Source organism: Achromobacter sp. CSND-B12, assembly GCF_052906545.1.
Window position 1 is genome coordinate 162,826 of sequence record NZ_JBREGJ010000001.1, and the last position, 15,691, is coordinate 178,516.

Annotated in this window: 16 protein-coding genes; 8 read left to right on the plus strand and 8 right to left on the minus strand. The window is 68.2% G+C overall.

All coding sequences use genetic code 11. The features are described from left to right. Window positions 1-42 precede the first annotated feature (42 nt). Entirely contained in the window at window positions 43-561 is a 519-nt protein-coding gene (locus ACUTAG_RS00720; RefSeq protein WP_054436511.1) for an AAA family ATPase, read from the minus strand. Between the two features lie 243 nt (window positions 562-804). Between ACUTAG_RS00720 and ACUTAG_RS00725 the strand changes: the two genes are divergently transcribed. Beyond that, window positions 805-1,320 carry a GNAT family N-acetyltransferase gene (locus ACUTAG_RS00725; RefSeq protein WP_054445042.1) on the plus strand — a complete coding sequence of 172 codons (516 nt, stop codon included), beginning with the start codon at window positions 805-807 and terminating at the stop codon, window positions 1,318-1,320. A gap of 93 nt (window positions 1,321-1,413) precedes the next feature. Next, the gene (locus ACUTAG_RS00730; RefSeq protein ID WP_026382867.1) at window positions 1,414-1,659 is read left to right on the plus strand and encodes a hypothetical protein; all 246 of its coding nucleotides are present in this window, start codon (window positions 1,414-1,416) and stop codon (window positions 1,657-1,659) included. Between the two features lie 47 nt (window positions 1,660-1,706). Here ACUTAG_RS00730 and ACUTAG_RS00735 read toward each other — a convergent pair whose 3' ends face one another. Further along, a complete protein-coding gene (locus ACUTAG_RS00735) occupies window positions 1,707-2,141 on the minus strand; it encodes an SgcJ/EcaC family oxidoreductase (RefSeq protein ID WP_058664654.1) in 435 nt (144 codons plus the stop codon). Between the two features lie 151 nt (window positions 2,142-2,292). Here ACUTAG_RS00735 and ACUTAG_RS00740 point away from each other — a divergent pair, with 151 nt between their 5' ends. The 3 genes from ACUTAG_RS00740 to ACUTAG_RS00750 all read left to right on the plus strand — a co-directional run bounded on the left by ACUTAG_RS00740 (window position 2,293) and on the right by ACUTAG_RS00750 (window position 4,048). After that, window positions 2,293-3,030, plus strand: a complete 738-nt coding sequence (locus tag ACUTAG_RS00740; RefSeq protein ID WP_058664655.1) for an SDR family oxidoreductase — start codon at window positions 2,293-2,295, stop codon at window positions 3,028-3,030. A 65-nt stretch (window positions 3,031-3,095) separates the two neighbouring features. Beyond that, window positions 3,096-3,413: a DMT family transporter gene (locus tag ACUTAG_RS00745; RefSeq protein WP_054506321.1), complete on the plus strand. Its 318-nt coding sequence runs from the start codon at window positions 3,096-3,098 to the stop codon at window positions 3,411-3,413. Further along, on the plus strand, window positions 3,410-4,048 hold the full coding sequence (locus ACUTAG_RS00750) for a TetR/AcrR family transcriptional regulator (RefSeq protein ID WP_058664656.1): 639 nt from the start codon (window positions 3,410-3,412) through the stop codon (window positions 4,046-4,048). The genes ACUTAG_RS00745 and ACUTAG_RS00750 overlap by 4 nt, the downstream gene beginning before the upstream one ends. Before the next feature lie 108 nt (window positions 4,049-4,156). Here the strand turns inward: ACUTAG_RS00750 and ACUTAG_RS00755 are convergent, their stop codons facing one another. The 3 genes from ACUTAG_RS00755 to ACUTAG_RS00765 are packed head-to-tail and all read right to left on the minus strand — an operon-like array spanning window position 4,157 to window position 7,976. Beyond that, complete coding sequence (locus tag ACUTAG_RS00755; RefSeq protein WP_148319507.1) at window positions 4,157-5,473, minus strand: c-type cytochrome; 1,317 nt, start codon at window positions 5,471-5,473, stop codon at window positions 4,157-4,159. Window positions 5,474-5,483: 10 nt separating this feature from the next. Next, window positions 5,484-7,259, minus strand: coding sequence for a GMC family oxidoreductase (locus ACUTAG_RS00760; protein WP_020928105.1), 1,776 nt, complete (start codon window positions 7,257-7,259; stop codon window positions 5,484-5,486). A 3-nt stretch (window positions 7,260-7,262) separates the two neighbouring features. Further along, window positions 7,263-7,976 (minus strand): gluconate 2-dehydrogenase subunit 3 family protein, encoded by a 714-nt coding sequence (locus ACUTAG_RS00765; RefSeq protein ID WP_054470405.1) that lies wholly within the window; start codon window positions 7,974-7,976, stop codon window positions 7,263-7,265. Window positions 7,977-8,321: 345 nt separating this feature from the next. Between ACUTAG_RS00765 and ACUTAG_RS00770 the strand changes: the two genes are divergently transcribed. Continuing rightward, window positions 8,322-8,921: a hypothetical protein gene (locus ACUTAG_RS00770; protein ID WP_148319505.1), complete on the plus strand. Its 600-nt coding sequence runs from the start codon at window positions 8,322-8,324 to the stop codon at window positions 8,919-8,921. 59 nt (window positions 8,922-8,980) lie between these two features. On the opposite strand, the gene ACUTAG_RS00775 is transcribed toward ACUTAG_RS00770, so the two are convergent. The 3 genes from ACUTAG_RS00775 to ACUTAG_RS00785 are packed head-to-tail and all read right to left on the minus strand — an operon-like array spanning window position 8,981 to window position 12,944. Continuing rightward, on the minus strand, window positions 8,981-9,739 hold the full coding sequence (locus tag ACUTAG_RS00775) for a GntR family transcriptional regulator (protein WP_020928107.1): 759 nt from the start codon (window positions 9,737-9,739) through the stop codon (window positions 8,981-8,983). Continuing rightward, window positions 9,736-11,457 (minus strand): glycerol-3-phosphate dehydrogenase/oxidase, encoded by a 1,722-nt coding sequence (locus tag ACUTAG_RS00780; protein WP_047991046.1) that lies wholly within the window; start codon window positions 11,455-11,457, stop codon window positions 9,736-9,738. Before ACUTAG_RS00780 ends, ACUTAG_RS00775 begins: the two co-directional genes overlap by 4 nt. Beyond that, on the minus strand, window positions 11,454-12,944 hold the full coding sequence (locus ACUTAG_RS00785; RefSeq protein WP_026382874.1) for an FGGY family carbohydrate kinase: 1,491 nt from the start codon (window positions 12,942-12,944) through the stop codon (window positions 11,454-11,456). Before ACUTAG_RS00785 ends, ACUTAG_RS00780 begins: the two co-directional genes overlap by 4 nt. Before the next feature lie 190 nt (window positions 12,945-13,134). On the opposite strand from ACUTAG_RS00785, the gene ACUTAG_RS00790 reads away from it, so the two are divergent. Both ACUTAG_RS00790 and ACUTAG_RS00795 read left to right on the plus strand, forming a co-directional pair. Next, window positions 13,135-14,169, plus strand: coding sequence for a substrate-binding domain-containing protein (locus ACUTAG_RS00790; protein WP_020928110.1), 1,035 nt, complete (start codon window positions 13,135-13,137; stop codon window positions 14,167-14,169). Beyond that, window positions 14,166-15,689: a sugar ABC transporter ATP-binding protein gene (locus ACUTAG_RS00795; protein WP_148319503.1), complete on the plus strand. Its 1,524-nt coding sequence runs from the start codon at window positions 14,166-14,168 to the stop codon at window positions 15,687-15,689. Before ACUTAG_RS00790 ends, ACUTAG_RS00795 begins: the two co-directional genes overlap by 4 nt. Window positions 15,690-15,691 lie beyond the last annotated feature (2 nt).

Sequence of the window (15,691 nt, forward strand, 5' to 3'; positions counted from 1 at the left end):
TATCCAGTAATCATAGCAGGCCGCCCGCCCCGCCGCCCGGCCTTATTCCTGTCCGTGCCGCACGATATGGAAGCCCTCGTCGTCCTGCGGCGCCACGAAATACGCGGTGATGGCGTCGTACTGGGCTTCGCTGGTGGTGAACGGATGCGTGCCCGACGCGTTGCGCGCGCGCAGCCGTGCCTTGCAGACCTCATCGGGAAGGTCGAGAAAATGCAGTTGATGGCGACAGCCCGCGGCCTGCGCGACCTGCCGCAGCCATGCGCGGCTTGCGCGCGTATTGGCCGGGAAATCCAGCACCACCGACAGCCCCGCCGCGACCACGGCGGCGATATGCCCGCCCATCGCGTCGCGCAGGCGGCCGGCGCAGCGGCCATAGTCGGCCACGCTGAGGATTTCGCCCGGATACAGGGCCGCCAACCACGCGTCCTCGCTGATCAGCAGGGTGTGCGGCCGCGACGCCAGGCGGGCCGCCAGGGTGGATTTGCCGGCGCCGATCTTGCCGCACAGAAAGTGCAGCATCGGCGTGGAGGAAGGGGACAGGGAAGACGGATTCGATTGCATGGCTTGCCTATGAGAAAACCAGCGGCGGGCCAACAAAAAACCCGCCTTTGGCGGGTTGATGCAGCGATGATCCGACGCGCGCTAACCCACCATGTTCCGAATGGTGGTAATAATCAGGGCGAACGAAAGCGACGGGCGGTTCATGCGTCGATCATGCGCGAGCCCGCCCGACCTGTCAAACCGATCGCGCCCCGACCGCTGCCGCGCCAGCGCCGTCGCGGCCGGACGCGCCAAGGAATCCCGATGTCCGACCACCCCGTCACCCTGCGCCAGGCAACCGCCCGGGACGCCGACGCCATCGCCGCCATGCATGCGGCCAGCTGGGCCGCCACCTACCGCGGCCTGCTGCCCGACGGATTCCTCGACGCCGGACTGGCCGACGACCGCATGGTGCACTGGCAGGACAGGATGCGGGAATCCAACCTCGACGCCCGGGCCGTATTCATCGCCGAACAGGACGGGCAGCCGATCGGCTTCGTCTGCGTGCAGCAGGAACACGACCATCCCGGCGAAGTCCTGCTCGACAATCTGCACGTCCTGCCGCCCTACCAGGGCGCCGGCGCCGGCAAGCTGATGGTGGCGCGCGCCGAGGCCTGGGCCCGCGCCCGTGGCGCCACGCGCCTGTACCTTTACGCGCTGGAAGGCAATGCCCGCGCCATCGCCTTCTATGAACGCCAGGGCTGGCAATACACCGGCAGCGAGATCGACCGCATCGGCGGCATCGAGGCGCGGGCGCGGCGCTATGTCCGGCCGCTCTAGCGCGGAAAGCCCGCGATCGGGAGTAAGGTACAGGGTAGAAATCCCGATTGCCCCGGCATGCCACCGTGTGCCGCCAGCAGGAATCCGAACACCATGAAGACTTCTCGATCAGTGCTGCGCCCTCTCCTGGCCATGCTCGCTTGCGCATCGATCACCGCCTGCGCCGACAACCCGCCGCGCCAGGCCACCGATCTGGACTACCGCAGCCGCCCCTCCCCCTCCATGCGGGGCGCGACCAGCTCGCCGGACCAGCGCTTGAGCATCCAGTCCGGCGAAGGGGAAAGGTTGAATCTGCCCTGGTTCATCCAGGATACGCAGGACTGGATCAACCGCAACTGAGCAGCCGCTGCGCGGCAACCGGCCACTCGCCCTCGCCCGCCGCCGGATCAAGCCGGCGGGCTGTCCCTCAACACGGCTTCGCCCGTGCGTGGATTCGTCAGGGTGACGTTTTCCAGCGCCTTGATCCGCCACCCGTCGCCCTGCCGCGTCAGCACGGCCAGGATCAGCGTGTCGACGACGTGGCGGCCCGCGGGATGCGCGGCACCGGCCGACAGGCGGCTCCAGAAATGGATGATCGCCGCCTCGTCGCCGATTGCGGTCACGTCGATCAACTCGTTGCGCAGCGTGGAATCGCGATAGATGGTCTGGTGGATCGGCGCGTGCAGCTTGACGATCTCACCAACGCCGCGCACGTAATGGCCAAAGCGATTCACGAACGTCGCATCCGCATGGAACAGGGTTCCAAGCGCTTGCATGTCGTGGTTGTTCCAGGCGGCTTCAAATGCAATGGGCGCGTCTTCGGGGCGTTCCAGTCCGGGCATGGGAATCCTTGATGGGGTTGAGGTCGGTGCTTGCCGATGCGGGGGCGTCATCCCACGCCATAGTCGCTTCGACACCATTGTCCGCGCTTTTTGACGCGAGATTCCCGTTCGCATAGAATTTTAACCGATCGGTACAAAAGGAGCTGTCGACATGGAATTCAAAGGCAAGGCCGCCCTCGTCACCGGCGGCACGCGCGGCATCGGCGCGGCCATCGTCCGCGGCCTGGCGCAACGGGGCGCCGCCGTGGCCTTCACCTACGCCAACTCGGACAGCGCCGCAAACGAACTGAGGCGCGAACTTGGCGCGAGCGGCGCGCGGGCCCTGGGCATCAAGGCGGACAGCCGCGATCCGGCCGCGGTCCGGGCGGCGGTGGACCATACCGCCCGGGAACTGGGCCGGCTGGACATTCTCGTCAACAGCGCCGGCGTGTTCCCTTCAGGCCCGATCGAGGACGCCACGCTGCAAGAGATCGACGACACCTTGGCGATCCACGCGCGCGCGGTCTTCGTCGCTTCGCAGGCGGCGCTGGCGCATATGGGTTCCGGCGGACGCATCATCTCCATCGGCTCATGCTTCGCGCAGCGCGTGCCCTACGGCGGCGTGACGCTGTACGCGATGAGCAAATCCGCGCTGATCGGCTTCACCAAGGGACTCGCGCGCGAGGTGGGCGAGCGCGGCATCACGGTGAACATCGTCGATCCGGGCTCGACCGATACCGATATGAACCCGGCCGACGGGCCGGCGGCGTCCGCCGAACTGGCGCTCATGGCGGTCAAGCGCTATGCCCGGCCGGCGGAGATCGCGGCCGCCGTCGCCTATCTTGCGTCGGCCGAGAGCCAGTTCATCACCGGATCATCGCTCGCCATCGACGGCGGCTTCACGGCATAGGGCGGGCGCCGCACGCGGCTGGCCGCCACGGATACACTGACAATCAGAAAGAAGCGAGGCTTTCGATGGCTTGGGCACTCCTGGTTCTGGCCGGCCTGCTCGAAATCGTGTGGGCGCTGGCGCTCAAGCGGGCCGATGGGCTGACCCGGTTCTGGCCGAGCCTGATCGGTGTCAGTGTTGCCATGCTGAGCCTTGTGCTGCTTGGCCTGGCGCTCAGGCATCTGCCGGTCGGTACGGCGTATGCGGTCTGGGTGGGCATCGGCGCCTTCGGCGTGGCGGCGTTTGGAACATGGGTGCTCGGCGAAGCCATGTCACCGGCCAAGCTGCTTTGCCTGGCCTTGATCGGCTTGGGGGTGGCGGGTCTGCGGATGGTTGAATCATGAATGCTGGCGGCGGGAAAAAATCGGCGAAATCGGCTCCCGCGCCAAGGATCGGGCGCCCCCGGGCCTTCGACAGGGACAACGCCCTGCTCGCGGCCATGCGGACCTTCTGGACGCAAGGCTATGAAGGCACCTCGATCCAGGACCTGGTCGCCGCCATGGGGGTCAACAAACCCAGTCTCTATGCAACCTTCGGCTGCAAGGAAGATATTTTCCGGGAAGCGGTCGAACTCTACGACCGCCTCGAGGGCCGCGCCACCTCGCACAGCCTGGCCAGCGCCCCTACCGCGCGCGAGGCGGTCGAAACCATGCTGCGGGCGAACGCCCGGGCCTACGTCGTCCAGGACGGTCCGCGCGGTTGCATGATCGTGCTGTCATCGCTGCTGGGCGCTCCCGAGAACGAAAGCGTGCGCGCGTTTCTGGCAAGCAACCGATTGCATGGCGAAACGCTGCTGCGCGAGCGCCTTGCGCAAGGCATCGCGCAGGGCGACCTGACCGCCGCGGCGGACATCGCGCAGCTTGCCGCCTTCTACACCACCGTTCTCGAAGGGCTGTCGATCCAGGCGCGCGACGGCGCCGGCGTGGACAAGCTCAACCAGATCATCGATGCCGCGATGCTCGCCTGGCCTGCCGGCTAGCGGCGGCAGGCCATCGCGGGCGCCGCGCGCCAACGCCCCAAGAAAAATCCGCCCGGCAAAGCGGGCGGATCCAGGAACCGCGCAGGCATGCGCCTGCTGGCAAAGCGCCTACCTTACCGGCGCCTTCGCCGCCCCCACGTCCTTGCGCACCTTTGCCACGTCGGACGCGCTGACTGCCGCGCCCTGGTTGCCCCAGCTGGCACGCACGAAGGTCACCACGTCGGCGACTTCCTTGTCCGTCAGGCGCCAGTCGAAGCCCGGCATCGCGTACGCGGTCGGCGCCGCCGCCGTGCCCGGCATCTGCGCGCCCTTGAGCACGATGTGGATCAGCGAGGCGGGATCGGCCGAATTCACGGTCGAACTCAGGGCCAGCTGCGGGAAGGTCTCCGCGTAGCCCTTGCCTGTGCTGCGGTGGCAGGCCGCGCAGTTGTTCAGGAACGTCATGGCGCCGTCGCTGGTGTCCTTGCCGGTGCGCAGGGCCTGCGCCACGGTGTCGTTGTACGCGAGCGGCCTGGTGGCGCCCTTGTTCACCGGCGGCAGGCTCTTGAGATACACCGCGATGGCGTTGACGTCGGCGTCGCTCAGGTGCTGGGTGCTGTCCTGCACCACCTGCGCCATGCCGCCGAACGCGGCCGAATGGCCGTTGCGGCCGGATTTCAGGAAGGCGGCGATGTCTTCCTTGCTCCAGCTGCCCAGCCCGTCGGCCATGTCGCCGCGCAGGTTCTTGGCGAGCCAGCCCTCGACCACGCCGCCGGACAGGAAGGCCGAGCCATCGGCGTCGGTCAAGGCCTTTTCCTGCAGGGCGAAGCCGCGCGGCGTGTGGCAGGTGCTGCAATGGCCCAGGCCTTCGACCAGGTATTGGCCGCGCAGCAGCGCCTGCTTGTCCGCGTCGTTGGCGGGCGTGGCGCTGACCGGGGCCGTGGCGACGTCCGGCGCGAACATCCAGCGCCACACGCCCAGCGGCCAGCGCATCGACAGCGGCCAGGTGATGTCGGTGTCCTTGTTGGCCTGCTTGACCGGCTCGACGCCGTGCATGAAGTAGGCGTACAGGGCCTTGACGTCATCCGGCGTGACCTTGGCGTAGGCGGTGTACGGCATGGCCGGATACAGCGAGTGGCCGTCCTTGGCCACGCCATGGCGGACGGCGCGGTCGAAGTCCTCCAGCGTGTAGTTGCCGATGCCCGTGTCCTTGTCGGGCGTGATGTTGGTGGAATAGATCGTGCCCAGCGGCGACTCGATGCCCAGGCCGCCGGCGAAGGGCTTGCCGTCCTTGGCGGTATGGCAGGCGATGCAGTCGCCGGCGCGCGACAGGTACTCGCCCTGCTTGATCAACTGGGCATCGGCCGTCGCCGGCGTGCCATCGGCGGCCCAGGCCGTGCCGCCGGCCAGGATCGAGAGCGCGGCAACAATGGTTTTCTTCATCATTGTCGACTCCTTACGCCTGGACCAGCGGACCGGGATTCTTCAGGTACTGGTCGCGGATCGCTTGCGCGGACCAGAACGCCAGGGCGCCCACCAGGCCGGTCGGGTTGTAGCCCATGTTCTGCGGAAAGGCACAGGCCCCCATCACGAACACATTGGGCACGTCCCAGCTTTGCAGGTACTTGTTGACCACGCTTTCCTTGGGGTTGGAGCCCATGATGGCGCCGCCCGTGTTGTGCGTGCTCTGGTAGACGCGGGTGTCGTAGCGCGCGCCCTTCTTGCGCACGGCGACGAAGTGCTTCTCGGGTTTCATGGCCTTGGCCACTTCCTCCATCTTGTTGCCCATGTGGCCGAGCATGTCGAATTCGTTGTCGTGCCAGTCGAACGTCATGCGCAGCAGCGGCTGGCCGAAGCTGTCCTTGTAGGTCGGGTCCAGCGACAGGTAGGCGTCGCGGTACGACATCACCGAGCCGGAAATGCCGATGGTCATGAAGCGCTGGTAGGCGTCCTGCACGCCGGCCTTCCAGGCCGTGCCCCAGGTGGGCGTGCCCGGCGTGGTGGGCGTCATCTTGATGGGACGGCCACCGTAGCGCACGTGGCGGATGCTGGCCCCGCCAAGAAAGCCGAGCGGGCCGTGGTCGAACTGGTCGCCGTTCAGATCGTCCATGCCGACGCCGCCGGCGCCGGTGCCCACGAACGGGTTGAGCTGGGTGCCCTTGGGCAGCAGCACGTTGACCGCGCCGTTCATCTGGTAGGCGTAGTTCTTGCCGACCACGCCTTCGTTGGTCTTGGGATCGTATGGCTTGCCGATGCCGGACAGCAGCAGCAGGCGCACGTTGTGCATCTGGTAGGCCGACAGGATCACCAGGTCGGCGGGCTGTTCGACCTCGCGGCCCTGGGCGTCGATGTAGGTCACGCCGACCGCCTTCTTGCCGGTCGAATCGAGGTTGACCTTGATGACGTGCGAATGGGTGCGCAGTTCGAAATTGGGCTTTTTCAGCAGCACCGGCAGGATGGTCGTCTGCGGCGAGGCCTTCGAATACATGTAGCAGCCGTAGTTCTCGCAGAACCCGCAGAAATTACAGGGGCCCAGGCGCACGCCGTACGGGTTGGTGTAGGGCCCCGACGCGTTGGCCGCGGGCGCCGGATACGGATGGAAGCCCACTTCGCGCGCGGCCTTGTCGAACAGCTGGGCGCCGTAGGTGGTGGCCAAGGGCGGCAGCGGGAATTCCTTGCTGCGCTTGCCTTCCAGCGGGTTGCCGCCCTCGACGATCTGGCCGTTGAGGTTACCGGCCTTGCCCGAGGTGCCGCAGACGTATTCGAACTTGGTGAAGTACGGTTCCAGCTCGTCGTAGGTAACGCCGAAGTCCTGGATGGTCATGCCCTCGGGGATGAAGCTCTTGCCGTAGCGCGTTTCGTAGCGGGTGCGCAGTTCCAGTTCCTCGGGCAGCACGCGGTAGTGCATGCCGTTCCAGTGAAAGCCCGCGCCGCCCACGCCGGTGCCCAGGAGGAACGAGCCATTCTGGCGGTACGGCACGGCCACGTCGTCGACGCCATGCCGTATCGTCACGGTCTCCTTGGACAGGTCCTGGAACAGCTTGCCGCGCACGGAGTACGCCAGCTCGTCGAGCACCTTGGGATATTCCGCCTCCTTGGGCGTGTCCTGCATGGCGCCGCGTTCCAGCGCCAGCACGTGCAGGCCGGCCTCGGTCAGTTCCTGGCCCATGATGGCGCCGGTCCAGCCAAAGCCCACCAGCACCGCATCCACTTTGTCTTTCTTGATCGCCATCGCTTACCCCTTTTCCCCGGAGATCGACACGGGCCCGTAGGGATACTTGACGTTGGGCTGGTCGGCCCAGTCCATGTAGTCGCCGCGCGCGCCCGGGAAACCCACCATCTTCCAGCCCACCATGTTCTTGTTGCCGCCGTACATCGGGTCGGCGAAGAAGCCTTCCTTGGTGTTGGCCAGCAGGAAGCTGAAGAAGGTCCTGGCGGGAACGGTATCGAACTCGATCTTGCCGGCCTGCAAGTCCTTCAGGATCTGCTCCTGCACCGGCTTGTCCAGTTCGGCGTAGCGCTTGCCGTGGGTCTTCGTGCACCAGGCGTCACAGGCCTCGATGCCGTGGCGGTAGACCTCGCGCGGGTTCTGGTTCAGCTGGTAGCCCAGTTCCGGCGCCACGTCGGGGTGGAACGGCCCCTGCATGTACCAGAGCTTGCCGTGGCCGTAAGGCGTCTCCATCTGGCGGTCGATGAACTCGGGCACGCCGGCCTCGATCGCGCCGGGGCCGTACTGGTCCGCGGGGATCAGGTGGTCGACCGCGGCCACGATGAAGTCCCATTCGGGCTTGGTGAAGTAGGTGGGCTCGTAGGCCTTGGCCGCGCGCGCCGCGCCGCCGTCGGCGGCGTTGGTACAGCCCGTGGCGACCACGCCCACCGCCAGTGTCGAGGCCGGCACGATGGCCAACGCCTGCAGAAACCGCCTGCGCGGCTTTGCGTCTTGTGTCATAGACATCTCCGTGAGAATTCCAAGTTGTCCTGGCACAGCCGAACATGAACCCCTGGAAACACGAACTGCCGGGCCGCGCCCTGGTGACAACGCGCTTTTCTTGGTGACAGAAAAGCAGACCCGTCTTACAAAGGGACGGGCCCTCATTATGCGCTTTTCAGCCCATCTGATCTGCTCCAAGGACCGTATCAGATCGATTTTCTTGACTTGGGATTTACTTTTGCATTAAGGACACTGTCAGACGAATTCAGGACTGCACCTTGGTTGTATAGTGCGCAGGCGCTGCGCCGCTCGCCGCCCGCCTTCTCAGCGCCGATAAAAGACGTTACCCATGGAAACCATTCGATGACGGAAAAAAGCAAGACGTGGCGCAGCACCACCACGACCCGCAGCTGGTCGATGTCCGGCGACGCGGCCGGCGGCCAGGACGATGTCCTCCAGGCCCTGCGCAACGCGGGCGGCGAGAACCGGGTCAGTGTCAGCGAACAGTGGAGCTACGAAGGCGGCGATGGCGAAGACGCGTTCAAGGTCGCGATCAAGGATGGCGCGGTCACGGTGAACGGGCGCCGCTACGACAACCTGGACGCAGTGCCGCGCGCCGAGCGTGAGCGCATCGAGGCGCTGCGCAAACAGCTGGCCGACGGCGGCCTGTGGGATGCGCTGCGAGGCGCCGGCCTGGATATCGGCGGCCTGGATGTCGGCGGCCTGTCGGGACTGGATCCGCAGACGGCATCGGCCAAGCCGGAATTCATCATGGAAACGGACATCCCGGACGTACGCAGCGCAATGCCGGCGAGCGCGCCGGCCGCGCCCGACCCGCGCGCCAAGGACACGCCGGCGCCGGGCGCGGTGCCTCGGGCGGGCGGCGGCCTGCGCCGCATCGTGCTGTTGGCCGTGGCGGTGGGACTGGCCTGGTGGATCCTGCGGCTGACGGGCGCGGCCTAGGACATGGCCACGCCGCGGCAGCGCGCGACGCCGAGTCGCGCAAAGCCGCGCGTGGCGCGTCAGGTGGTGGTCTGCACGTGCAGCCGGCTGGACTTGCAGCGATGCAAGGCGCGGTAGTGTTCCAGCGGCCGGCCGTTGGCGCCGTAGGCGATGGATTCGATGCGCAGCAGCGGTTCGGGTTCGGTCATGCCCAGCAAGGCGCAGGTCTCGGCGTCCGGCAGCACCGCGTCGATCCAGCGTTCGGCGCGCACGATGCGCAGGCCGTACTGGCGCCGCAGCACGTCATACAGCGACCGGTTATCCAGCCGGGTGCGGTTCAGGCCCGGCGCCAGGTCGGCCGGCACCGCCGTTTCCACCAACAGCTGCAACTCGCCGTCGACACTGCGCAGGCGCTTGAGCGCCACGACCTGCGCATCTTCGGCCAGGGCCAGCGAGCTGGCCTCGCGCGCATTCGGCGCGCGCAGCTCCTGCAGCAGCACCTGGGTGCGCACGGTGCGGCCCTTGCGTTCCATTTCGTCGGAAAAACCCAGCACGGTCGACACGAAGTCTTCGTCGCGCTCGCGCGCCGAAACGAAGGCGCCCTGCCCGCGGATCTTGTAGATCAGGCCGTTGCGCACCAGGTCGGCCAGCGCCTCGCGCACCACGATGCGCGAGATGCCGTACTGCTCGCCGAACTCGGCCTCGGTCGGCAACTTGGCGCCGACGGCCAATTCGCCCTGCAGGATCTTGCCGCGCACCACGTCGCGGAACTGGGCCCACAGCGGGGCGCCGGCGCTGCGGTCCAGCACGGTTTGTTCGGTCGGGGTGAAGCTGCTCATAGCGTGATAGGACTTGGAATCGAAGCGGGAAATTGAACACGGTGCCGGTCCCGCAGCGTGGCGATGCAGGCCTGCAATTCTTGCTCGCGCCGCGCCGCGTTCCAACCCAGCTCCGCCGCCGCGATGGCGGCAAGCTCGGCCGCGAGCGCGGCGGTGACGCGGCCGCGGATGGCCAGCAGCGTGCGGCGGATCAACAGGTCCGCCAGGTGCTGCACGGCCGTCTCGCGGCACAGGAAGCGGATTTCGGCCGCCGAATGATCCGGCGCATGCCGCAAGGGCGCATCGCCTTCGGCCGCGAAGCGCGCCGCCAGCGCCTGCGCACGCGAGCCGTAGCGATTGACCAGTTCGGCCACGCGCGCGCGCCCCAGTCCGCTGGCCCGTTGGATGCCATCGACATAGCGTTCCAGGGCCGCCGCGTCGGCCGGCATGCCGGCGCCGCCGCCGATCGCCAGGCCTTCGGTCGAGCGCGCGCGTGTGCGGCCCAGTAGCCGCAGCACCGCGTCGGCGGCCAATTGCGCCAGCGAACGGAAGGTGGTCCACTTGCCGCCCACCAGGCACACCAGCGGCACCTCGCGCACGGCGTTGGGCGGATCGATCGCCACCGCGTGATCGCGCGAGATCTGGCCGGGCTTGTCGGCATCGGACTGCGCCAGCGGCCGCACGCCGACGTAAGTGTAGACCACGTCGCCGCGCGCGAACGCCAGCCGCGGGAACACCTCGCGCAACACGTCGAGCAGGTAGTCGACCTCGGCAGGTTCGGTGGCGGCCAGGTCGGGATCGTCGACCGGAATATCGGTGGACCCCACCAGCACGCGGTCCAGGAACGGATAGACGATGCAGACGCGGCCGTCGGAAGCCTCGAAGTACGCCATGCGGCCATGCAGGGCCTCGCGCAACGCGGGATGGTCCAGGATCAGGTGCGAGCCCTTGGTGCCCATGACGCGCGAGCCCGCGCCCTGCAAGGCGCCGGCCGAACGGTCGAGCCAGGCGCCGGTGGCATTGACCACGGTGTCGGCGGTGACCTGCACCGATTCGCCGGTCAGTTCATCCCGCAACGTCACGCTGCGCCCCTGGCAGGCCGTGACGCTGCAGTAATTGGCGGCGGCGCTGGCCGGCTGGTCGCGATGGCCGTCATGGATCAGTTCCAGCACCAGCCATTCGGGATGGCGGATCCAGGCATCGTAGTAGGTTGCGGTCCAGCGCACCGCGGCGCCGAACAACGCGCCGTCGGCCTCCGGCACCCGCGCGATACGGTGTTCCGGCATGACACGCTGGCGCCGGCCCAGGCGGTCATACAGGCGCAGCCCCAGGCCGACCACGCACAGCCCGCGGGCCCCCGGCGAAGCCCTGAAGCCGGCAAAGCGCAGCACGCTGCCCAGCAGGCCGCCGAAGCGGCTCGACAGCGGCACCACGGTTTCCAGCGGCCGCACCAGGTGGGCGGCATTGCGCAGCAGCAGGTTGCGTTCGCGCGTGGCCTCCGCCACCAGCGAAAACGCCCCGCTTTCCAGATAGCGCAGGCCGCCGTGGATCATGCGCGACGGCGCGCTGCTGGCGCCGGCCGCGATATCGGCCTTGTCGACGATCAGGCAGTCCACGCCTTGCAGCGACAGGTCGCGGAACACGCCGGCGCCGTTGACGCCGGCGCCGACGATCAATGTCGAGAAATGCCGGCCCGCCAACGCCGCCGGACGCGCATAGGGAGAGCTGCCGGGCATCATCGCGCCGCCCCCGCCAGGTGGCCGAAGGCCGGCGCAAGGCTGTCCACGACACTGTGGAAATGCGCGTAGAAATCGCGGTGCGCGGCCTGCTGGCGCGGATCAGGCTCCACCCGCTCGCACGGCGCCGGCAGGCAGTCGGCGGCGTCCTGGCCTTGCGACAGGGCCGCGTAGCCCGCCGCGCCCCGGGCGCCGGTTTCATCGTCGCCGCAGCGTTCGACGGCGTGGCCCAGGAAACCGGCCAGCAATTGCGCCATGCGCCGGTCGCGCGCCCCGCCGCCCAGCGCCGCCACCCTGCCCGGCGCCCCCAGGCCCCGCTCGGCCAGCCGTTTCAGGTGCCAGGCGTGCCAGGCCGCCACGCCGTCGACCACGGCGCGCGCCAGGTGGGCGCGCGTATGGTGCGCCTGCAGGCCGACGAAGCCGGCGCTGGCGCCGGCGGGCCAGTTGCCGCCATTGATGAACGGCAGGAAACGCAGCCCCTCGGCGCCCAGCGGTTCGGACATGGCGCATTCCACCACCGCGGCGGCGTCGGCAAACTGCAGCGCGCGCGCCGCCCAGGCAACGTTGGCCATCGACGACGGGCTGTTCTCCAGGTACAACCGCCGCGCCGGATCGCCAAAGCTGACGATGGCGCCGACCTCGGGCTTGGGCTCGCGGACTGGCGCCACCACGGCATTGACGCACCAGGTGCCCAGCACCGCCACCGCGTGGCCCTGGCGTTCGGCGCCCACGGCGCGCAGCGAGGCCAGCAGGTCGATCGCGCCCATCGCCACCGGCACGCCCGCCGGCAGGCCGAAAGCCGCGGCGGCCCCGGCCGAAACCCGGCCAATCACCTCGCCGGCCGCCATGATGGGCGCCGGCGCCCGCGCGCCCAGGTCGGCCAGACCGGCGGCCTCGAACGCCATGGGCGACCAGCCGCCGCCGCGCAGCGCCAGCAGGCCCGCGGTGCTGGCATCGCTGGCGTCGGTGGCGATCTCGCCGGTCAGGAGGAACGCCAGGTAGTCCTTGGCGAACAGCAGGTGGCGCGCGCGATCGCGCAAGGCGGGATCGCCCCCCAGCAATTCAGCCGCGATCATCGAAGACTGGCCCGACCAGGGCCGGCAACCGACTTCGTCATACAGCGCATCGCCCAGCCGGTCACCCAGCGCGCGCGCCCGGGCGGCGGCGCGCTGATCGGTCGAGGCCACCGCGCGGGCGCCCAGCAGGCGGCCCTGCTCGTCCAGCAGGTACAGCCCCGCGCCATGGCCGGTGCAACTCAGGGCGCGGATGTCCCGCGCCCGCGCGCCAAGCTGTTCCATCACGCCCTGCAACGCCCGCGCCAGCGCGGCTTCGATGGCGTCGGCGGCCAGCTCGCATCCGCCTTGCGGCAACTGCCGATAAGGCAGCGCGCCGCCCGCCGCCGCCAGCGTGGCTCCGCTCCCGGCCGCGAAGGCAACCGCCTTCAGGCCCGTGGAGCCCATGTCTATCCCGAGGTAGATGTCTGTTCTCATGTCATAACATTGTCTACGGAATTTTTTTGCAGAATAGCAGTGTTTCCCCTAGTAATCTAAAAATTTCGGCTGCCATATAGTGCAGCGACCAGGGCAACGATGTCATAACAACTAAATCGCCCCAAGACGCATCAGCAGGTTCCCGGGCCGCGAGGCCGTTGGATCAATGCAAGGACGAGGAGCGAAGACCATGAGACGAGATTTCCTGAAGACCGTGGCGGCGGCGGGCGCGGGCCTGGCGAGCGCCAATGCCTTTGCGCAGTCCGCGCCGCAGACACCCGGGCTGCGCGGCAATCCCAACGACGTCTACGTGATGAACGTGATGGTGTCGGGCGTGGAGTACTGGTTCCCGGTGTACGAAATGATGAAGCAACTGGGCCAGTCGCTCGGAGTGCGCACCCGCTATTCCGGCACGCCGGAATACGACGTCAACAAGCAGCTGGCCTCGTTCGAGCAGGAACTGGCGCGCAAGCCGGCCGGCATCCTGCTGCATCCGATGAACCCCGACCCGTTCATCGAGCCCATCAACCGCGCCGCGGCCATGGGCATCCCGGTGGTGACCTTCGCCGCCGATTCGCCCAATTCCAAGCGGGTCTCGTTCGTCACCTCGGACAACGACCGCGAAGGCGCGCAGGCCGCCGACGCCATCGCCGCCGCGCTCGGCGGCAAGGGCGAATACGCGGTGCTGGAGAACCCCGGCCAGGACAACCACGACCGCCGCATCGCCGCCTTCATCAACCGCATGAAGACCAAGCATCCCGGCATGAAGCTGGTGGGCCGGGCGGCCAGCAACCAGGATCCCAACAAGGCCTACCAGGCCACGCTGAGCCTGGCGCAGGGCAACCCCGGCCTGGGCGCGCTGTTCATGCCCGAGGCCAATTCGGCGCTGGGCGCGGCGCAGGCCAGCATCGAGACCAAGAAGAACATCAAGGTGCTGTGCTGCGACGTCAACGCCAAGATCCTGGACATGATCAAGTCGGGCGAGGTCTACGGCTCGGTCAACCCGAACCAGGGGGTGCAGGGCTACATGGGCATGATGCTGCTGTTCCTGGCGCGCAACCAGCAGTTGATCGACCCGATGAACGACGCCAAGCGCAACGGCACCAACCCGATGGCGGTGCCGTTCCTGGACAACGGCCTGTCGATCGTCAGCAAGGCCAACGCCGACGACTTCTACTGGGACAAGTACCTGGCGCGGCGCGGCACCAAGGGCATCAACGAATGACGGCGGCCGCGCCCCTGCTCGAACTGCAGGGCATCAGCAAGCACTTCGGCGCATCGCAGGCCTTGGCCGGCGTGCGCTTCTCGCTGCAACGGGGCGAAATCCACGCCCTCTGCGGCGAGAATGGCGCCGGCAAGTCGACGCTGATGAAGATCATCGACGGCATCCACCAGCCCGACGGCGGCACCATCCTGCTGGAAGGCCAGCCCGTGGTCATCGACGGCCCGGCCCACGCCATGCGGCTGGGCATCGGCCTGGTGCACCAGGAAATCGCGCTGTGCGGCGACGCGACCGTGGCCGAGAACATTTTCATGCCGCACATCAATACGCAGCGCGGCGCCTGGATGGACTACGCCGGCCTGAACCGGCGCGCCCGCGAGGTGCTGCGGCGGCTGGGGCAGGACATCGATCCGGCGTCGCGGGTCGAACGGCTGGGCATCTCCAGCCAGCAGCTGGTCGAGATCGCGCGCGCCCTGACGCTGGACTGCAAGGTGCTGATCCTGGACGAACCGACGGCGGCGCTGACCGATATCGAATCGGCTGCGCTGTTCCGAGTGCTGCACGGCCTGAAGGCCCAGGGCATCGGCATCATCTACATCAGCCATCGCATGGCGGAGATCTTCGAACACGGCGACCGCGTCACCGTGCTGCGCGACGGCCGCGACGTGCACTGCGGCGCGCTGTCGGACCTGACCCCCGACGCGCTGGTGCGCAGCATGGTGGGCCGCGACCTGGGCAACTATTACCCGCCCGGCCAGGGCAACGACGGCCAGCCGCCCGAGGCCTTGCTGGAGGTCGACGACCTGGGCGACGGCGCCTGCGTGCATGGCATCTCGTTCACGCTGCGGCGCGGCGAGATCCTCGGCATCTCGGGGCTGATGGGTGCCGGCCGCAGCGAGCTGGCCGAAACCGTCTGCGGCCTGCGGCGCGCGCGCCAGGGCACGGTCAGCCTGCGCGGCAAGCGCCTGCGATTGCGCCGCTACGCCGATGCGCTGCGGCACGGCATCGCCTATCTCAGCGAGGACCGCAAGGCCGCCGGCCTGTTCCTGGACATGCCGATCGCGCAGAACGTGGCGTCCATGGCGCTGGCGCGCGTCAGCGACCGTTTCGGCCTGCTGCGGCGCCAGGCCGAACGCCGGCTGGCCACGGAACTGGGCGCGCGCCTGCGGCTCAAGGCCGCCAGCGTCGACCTCGACGCCGGCTGCCTGTCGGGCGGCAACCAGCAGAAGGTCGCCATCGCCAAGCTGCTGGCCACCCGCCCCGCCGTGCTGCTGATGGACGAACCCACCCGCGGCGTGGACGTGGGCGCCAAATCCGAAATCCACCACCTGCTGCGCGAGCTGGCCGACCAGGGCGTGGGCGTGGTGGTGATCTCTTCCGAATTGCCCGAAATCATCGGCCTGTGCGACCGCGCGCTGGTGATCCGCAACGGCAGGCTGGCCGGCGAGCTGGCCGCGGCCGACATGACTGAAGAAAAGTTGCTGAGGCTGGCCTCCGGCCTGGGCGCACAGGAGACGGCATGATG

What these genes read in the sequence shown, in the direction of transcription:
- ACUTAG_RS00720 (WP_054436511.1), bottom strand. Translation starts at nt 561, where the DNA reads ATGCAATCGAATCCGTCTTCCCTGTCCCCTTCCTCCACGCCGATGCTG.
- ACUTAG_RS00725 (WP_054445042.1), top strand. Translation starts at nt 805, where the DNA reads ATGTCCGACCACCCCGTCACCCTGCGCCAGGCAACCGCCCGGGACGCC.
- ACUTAG_RS00730 (WP_026382867.1), top strand. Translation starts at nt 1,414, where the DNA reads ATGAAGACTTCTCGATCAGTGCTGCGCCCTCTCCTGGCCATGCTCGCT.
- ACUTAG_RS00735 (WP_058664654.1), bottom strand. Translation starts at nt 2,141, where the DNA reads ATGCCCGGACTGGAACGCCCCGAAGACGCGCCCATTGCATTTGAAGCC.
- ACUTAG_RS00740 (WP_058664655.1), top strand. Translation starts at nt 2,293, where the DNA reads ATGGAATTCAAAGGCAAGGCCGCCCTCGTCACCGGCGGCACGCGCGGC.
- ACUTAG_RS00745 (WP_054506321.1), top strand. Translation starts at nt 3,096, where the DNA reads ATGGCTTGGGCACTCCTGGTTCTGGCCGGCCTGCTCGAAATCGTGTGG.
- ACUTAG_RS00750 (WP_058664656.1), top strand. Translation starts at nt 3,410, where the DNA reads ATGAATGCTGGCGGCGGGAAAAAATCGGCGAAATCGGCTCCCGCGCCA.
- ACUTAG_RS00755 (WP_148319507.1), bottom strand. Translation starts at nt 5,473, where the DNA reads ATGATGAAGAAAACCATTGTTGCCGCGCTCTCGATCCTGGCCGGCGGC.
- ACUTAG_RS00760 (WP_020928105.1), bottom strand. Translation starts at nt 7,259, where the DNA reads ATGGCGATCAAGAAAGACAAAGTGGATGCGGTGCTGGTGGGCTTTGGC.
- ACUTAG_RS00765 (WP_054470405.1), bottom strand. Translation starts at nt 7,976, where the DNA reads ATGACACAAGACGCAAAGCCGCGCAGGCGGTTTCTGCAGGCGTTGGCC.
- ACUTAG_RS00770 (WP_148319505.1), top strand. Translation starts at nt 8,322, where the DNA reads ATGACGGAAAAAAGCAAGACGTGGCGCAGCACCACCACGACCCGCAGC.
- ACUTAG_RS00775 (WP_020928107.1), bottom strand. Translation starts at nt 9,739, where the DNA reads ATGAGCAGCTTCACCCCGACCGAACAAACCGTGCTGGACCGCAGCGCC.
- ACUTAG_RS00780 (WP_047991046.1), bottom strand. Translation starts at nt 11,457, where the DNA reads ATGATGCCCGGCAGCTCTCCCTATGCGCGTCCGGCGGCGTTGGCGGGC.
- ACUTAG_RS00785 (WP_026382874.1), bottom strand. Translation starts at nt 12,944, where the DNA reads ATGAGAACAGACATCTACCTCGGGATAGACATGGGCTCCACGGGCCTG.
- ACUTAG_RS00790 (WP_020928110.1), top strand. Translation starts at nt 13,135, where the DNA reads ATGAGACGAGATTTCCTGAAGACCGTGGCGGCGGCGGGCGCGGGCCTG.
- ACUTAG_RS00795 (WP_148319503.1), top strand. Translation starts at nt 14,166, where the DNA reads ATGACGGCGGCCGCGCCCCTGCTCGAACTGCAGGGCATCAGCAAGCAC.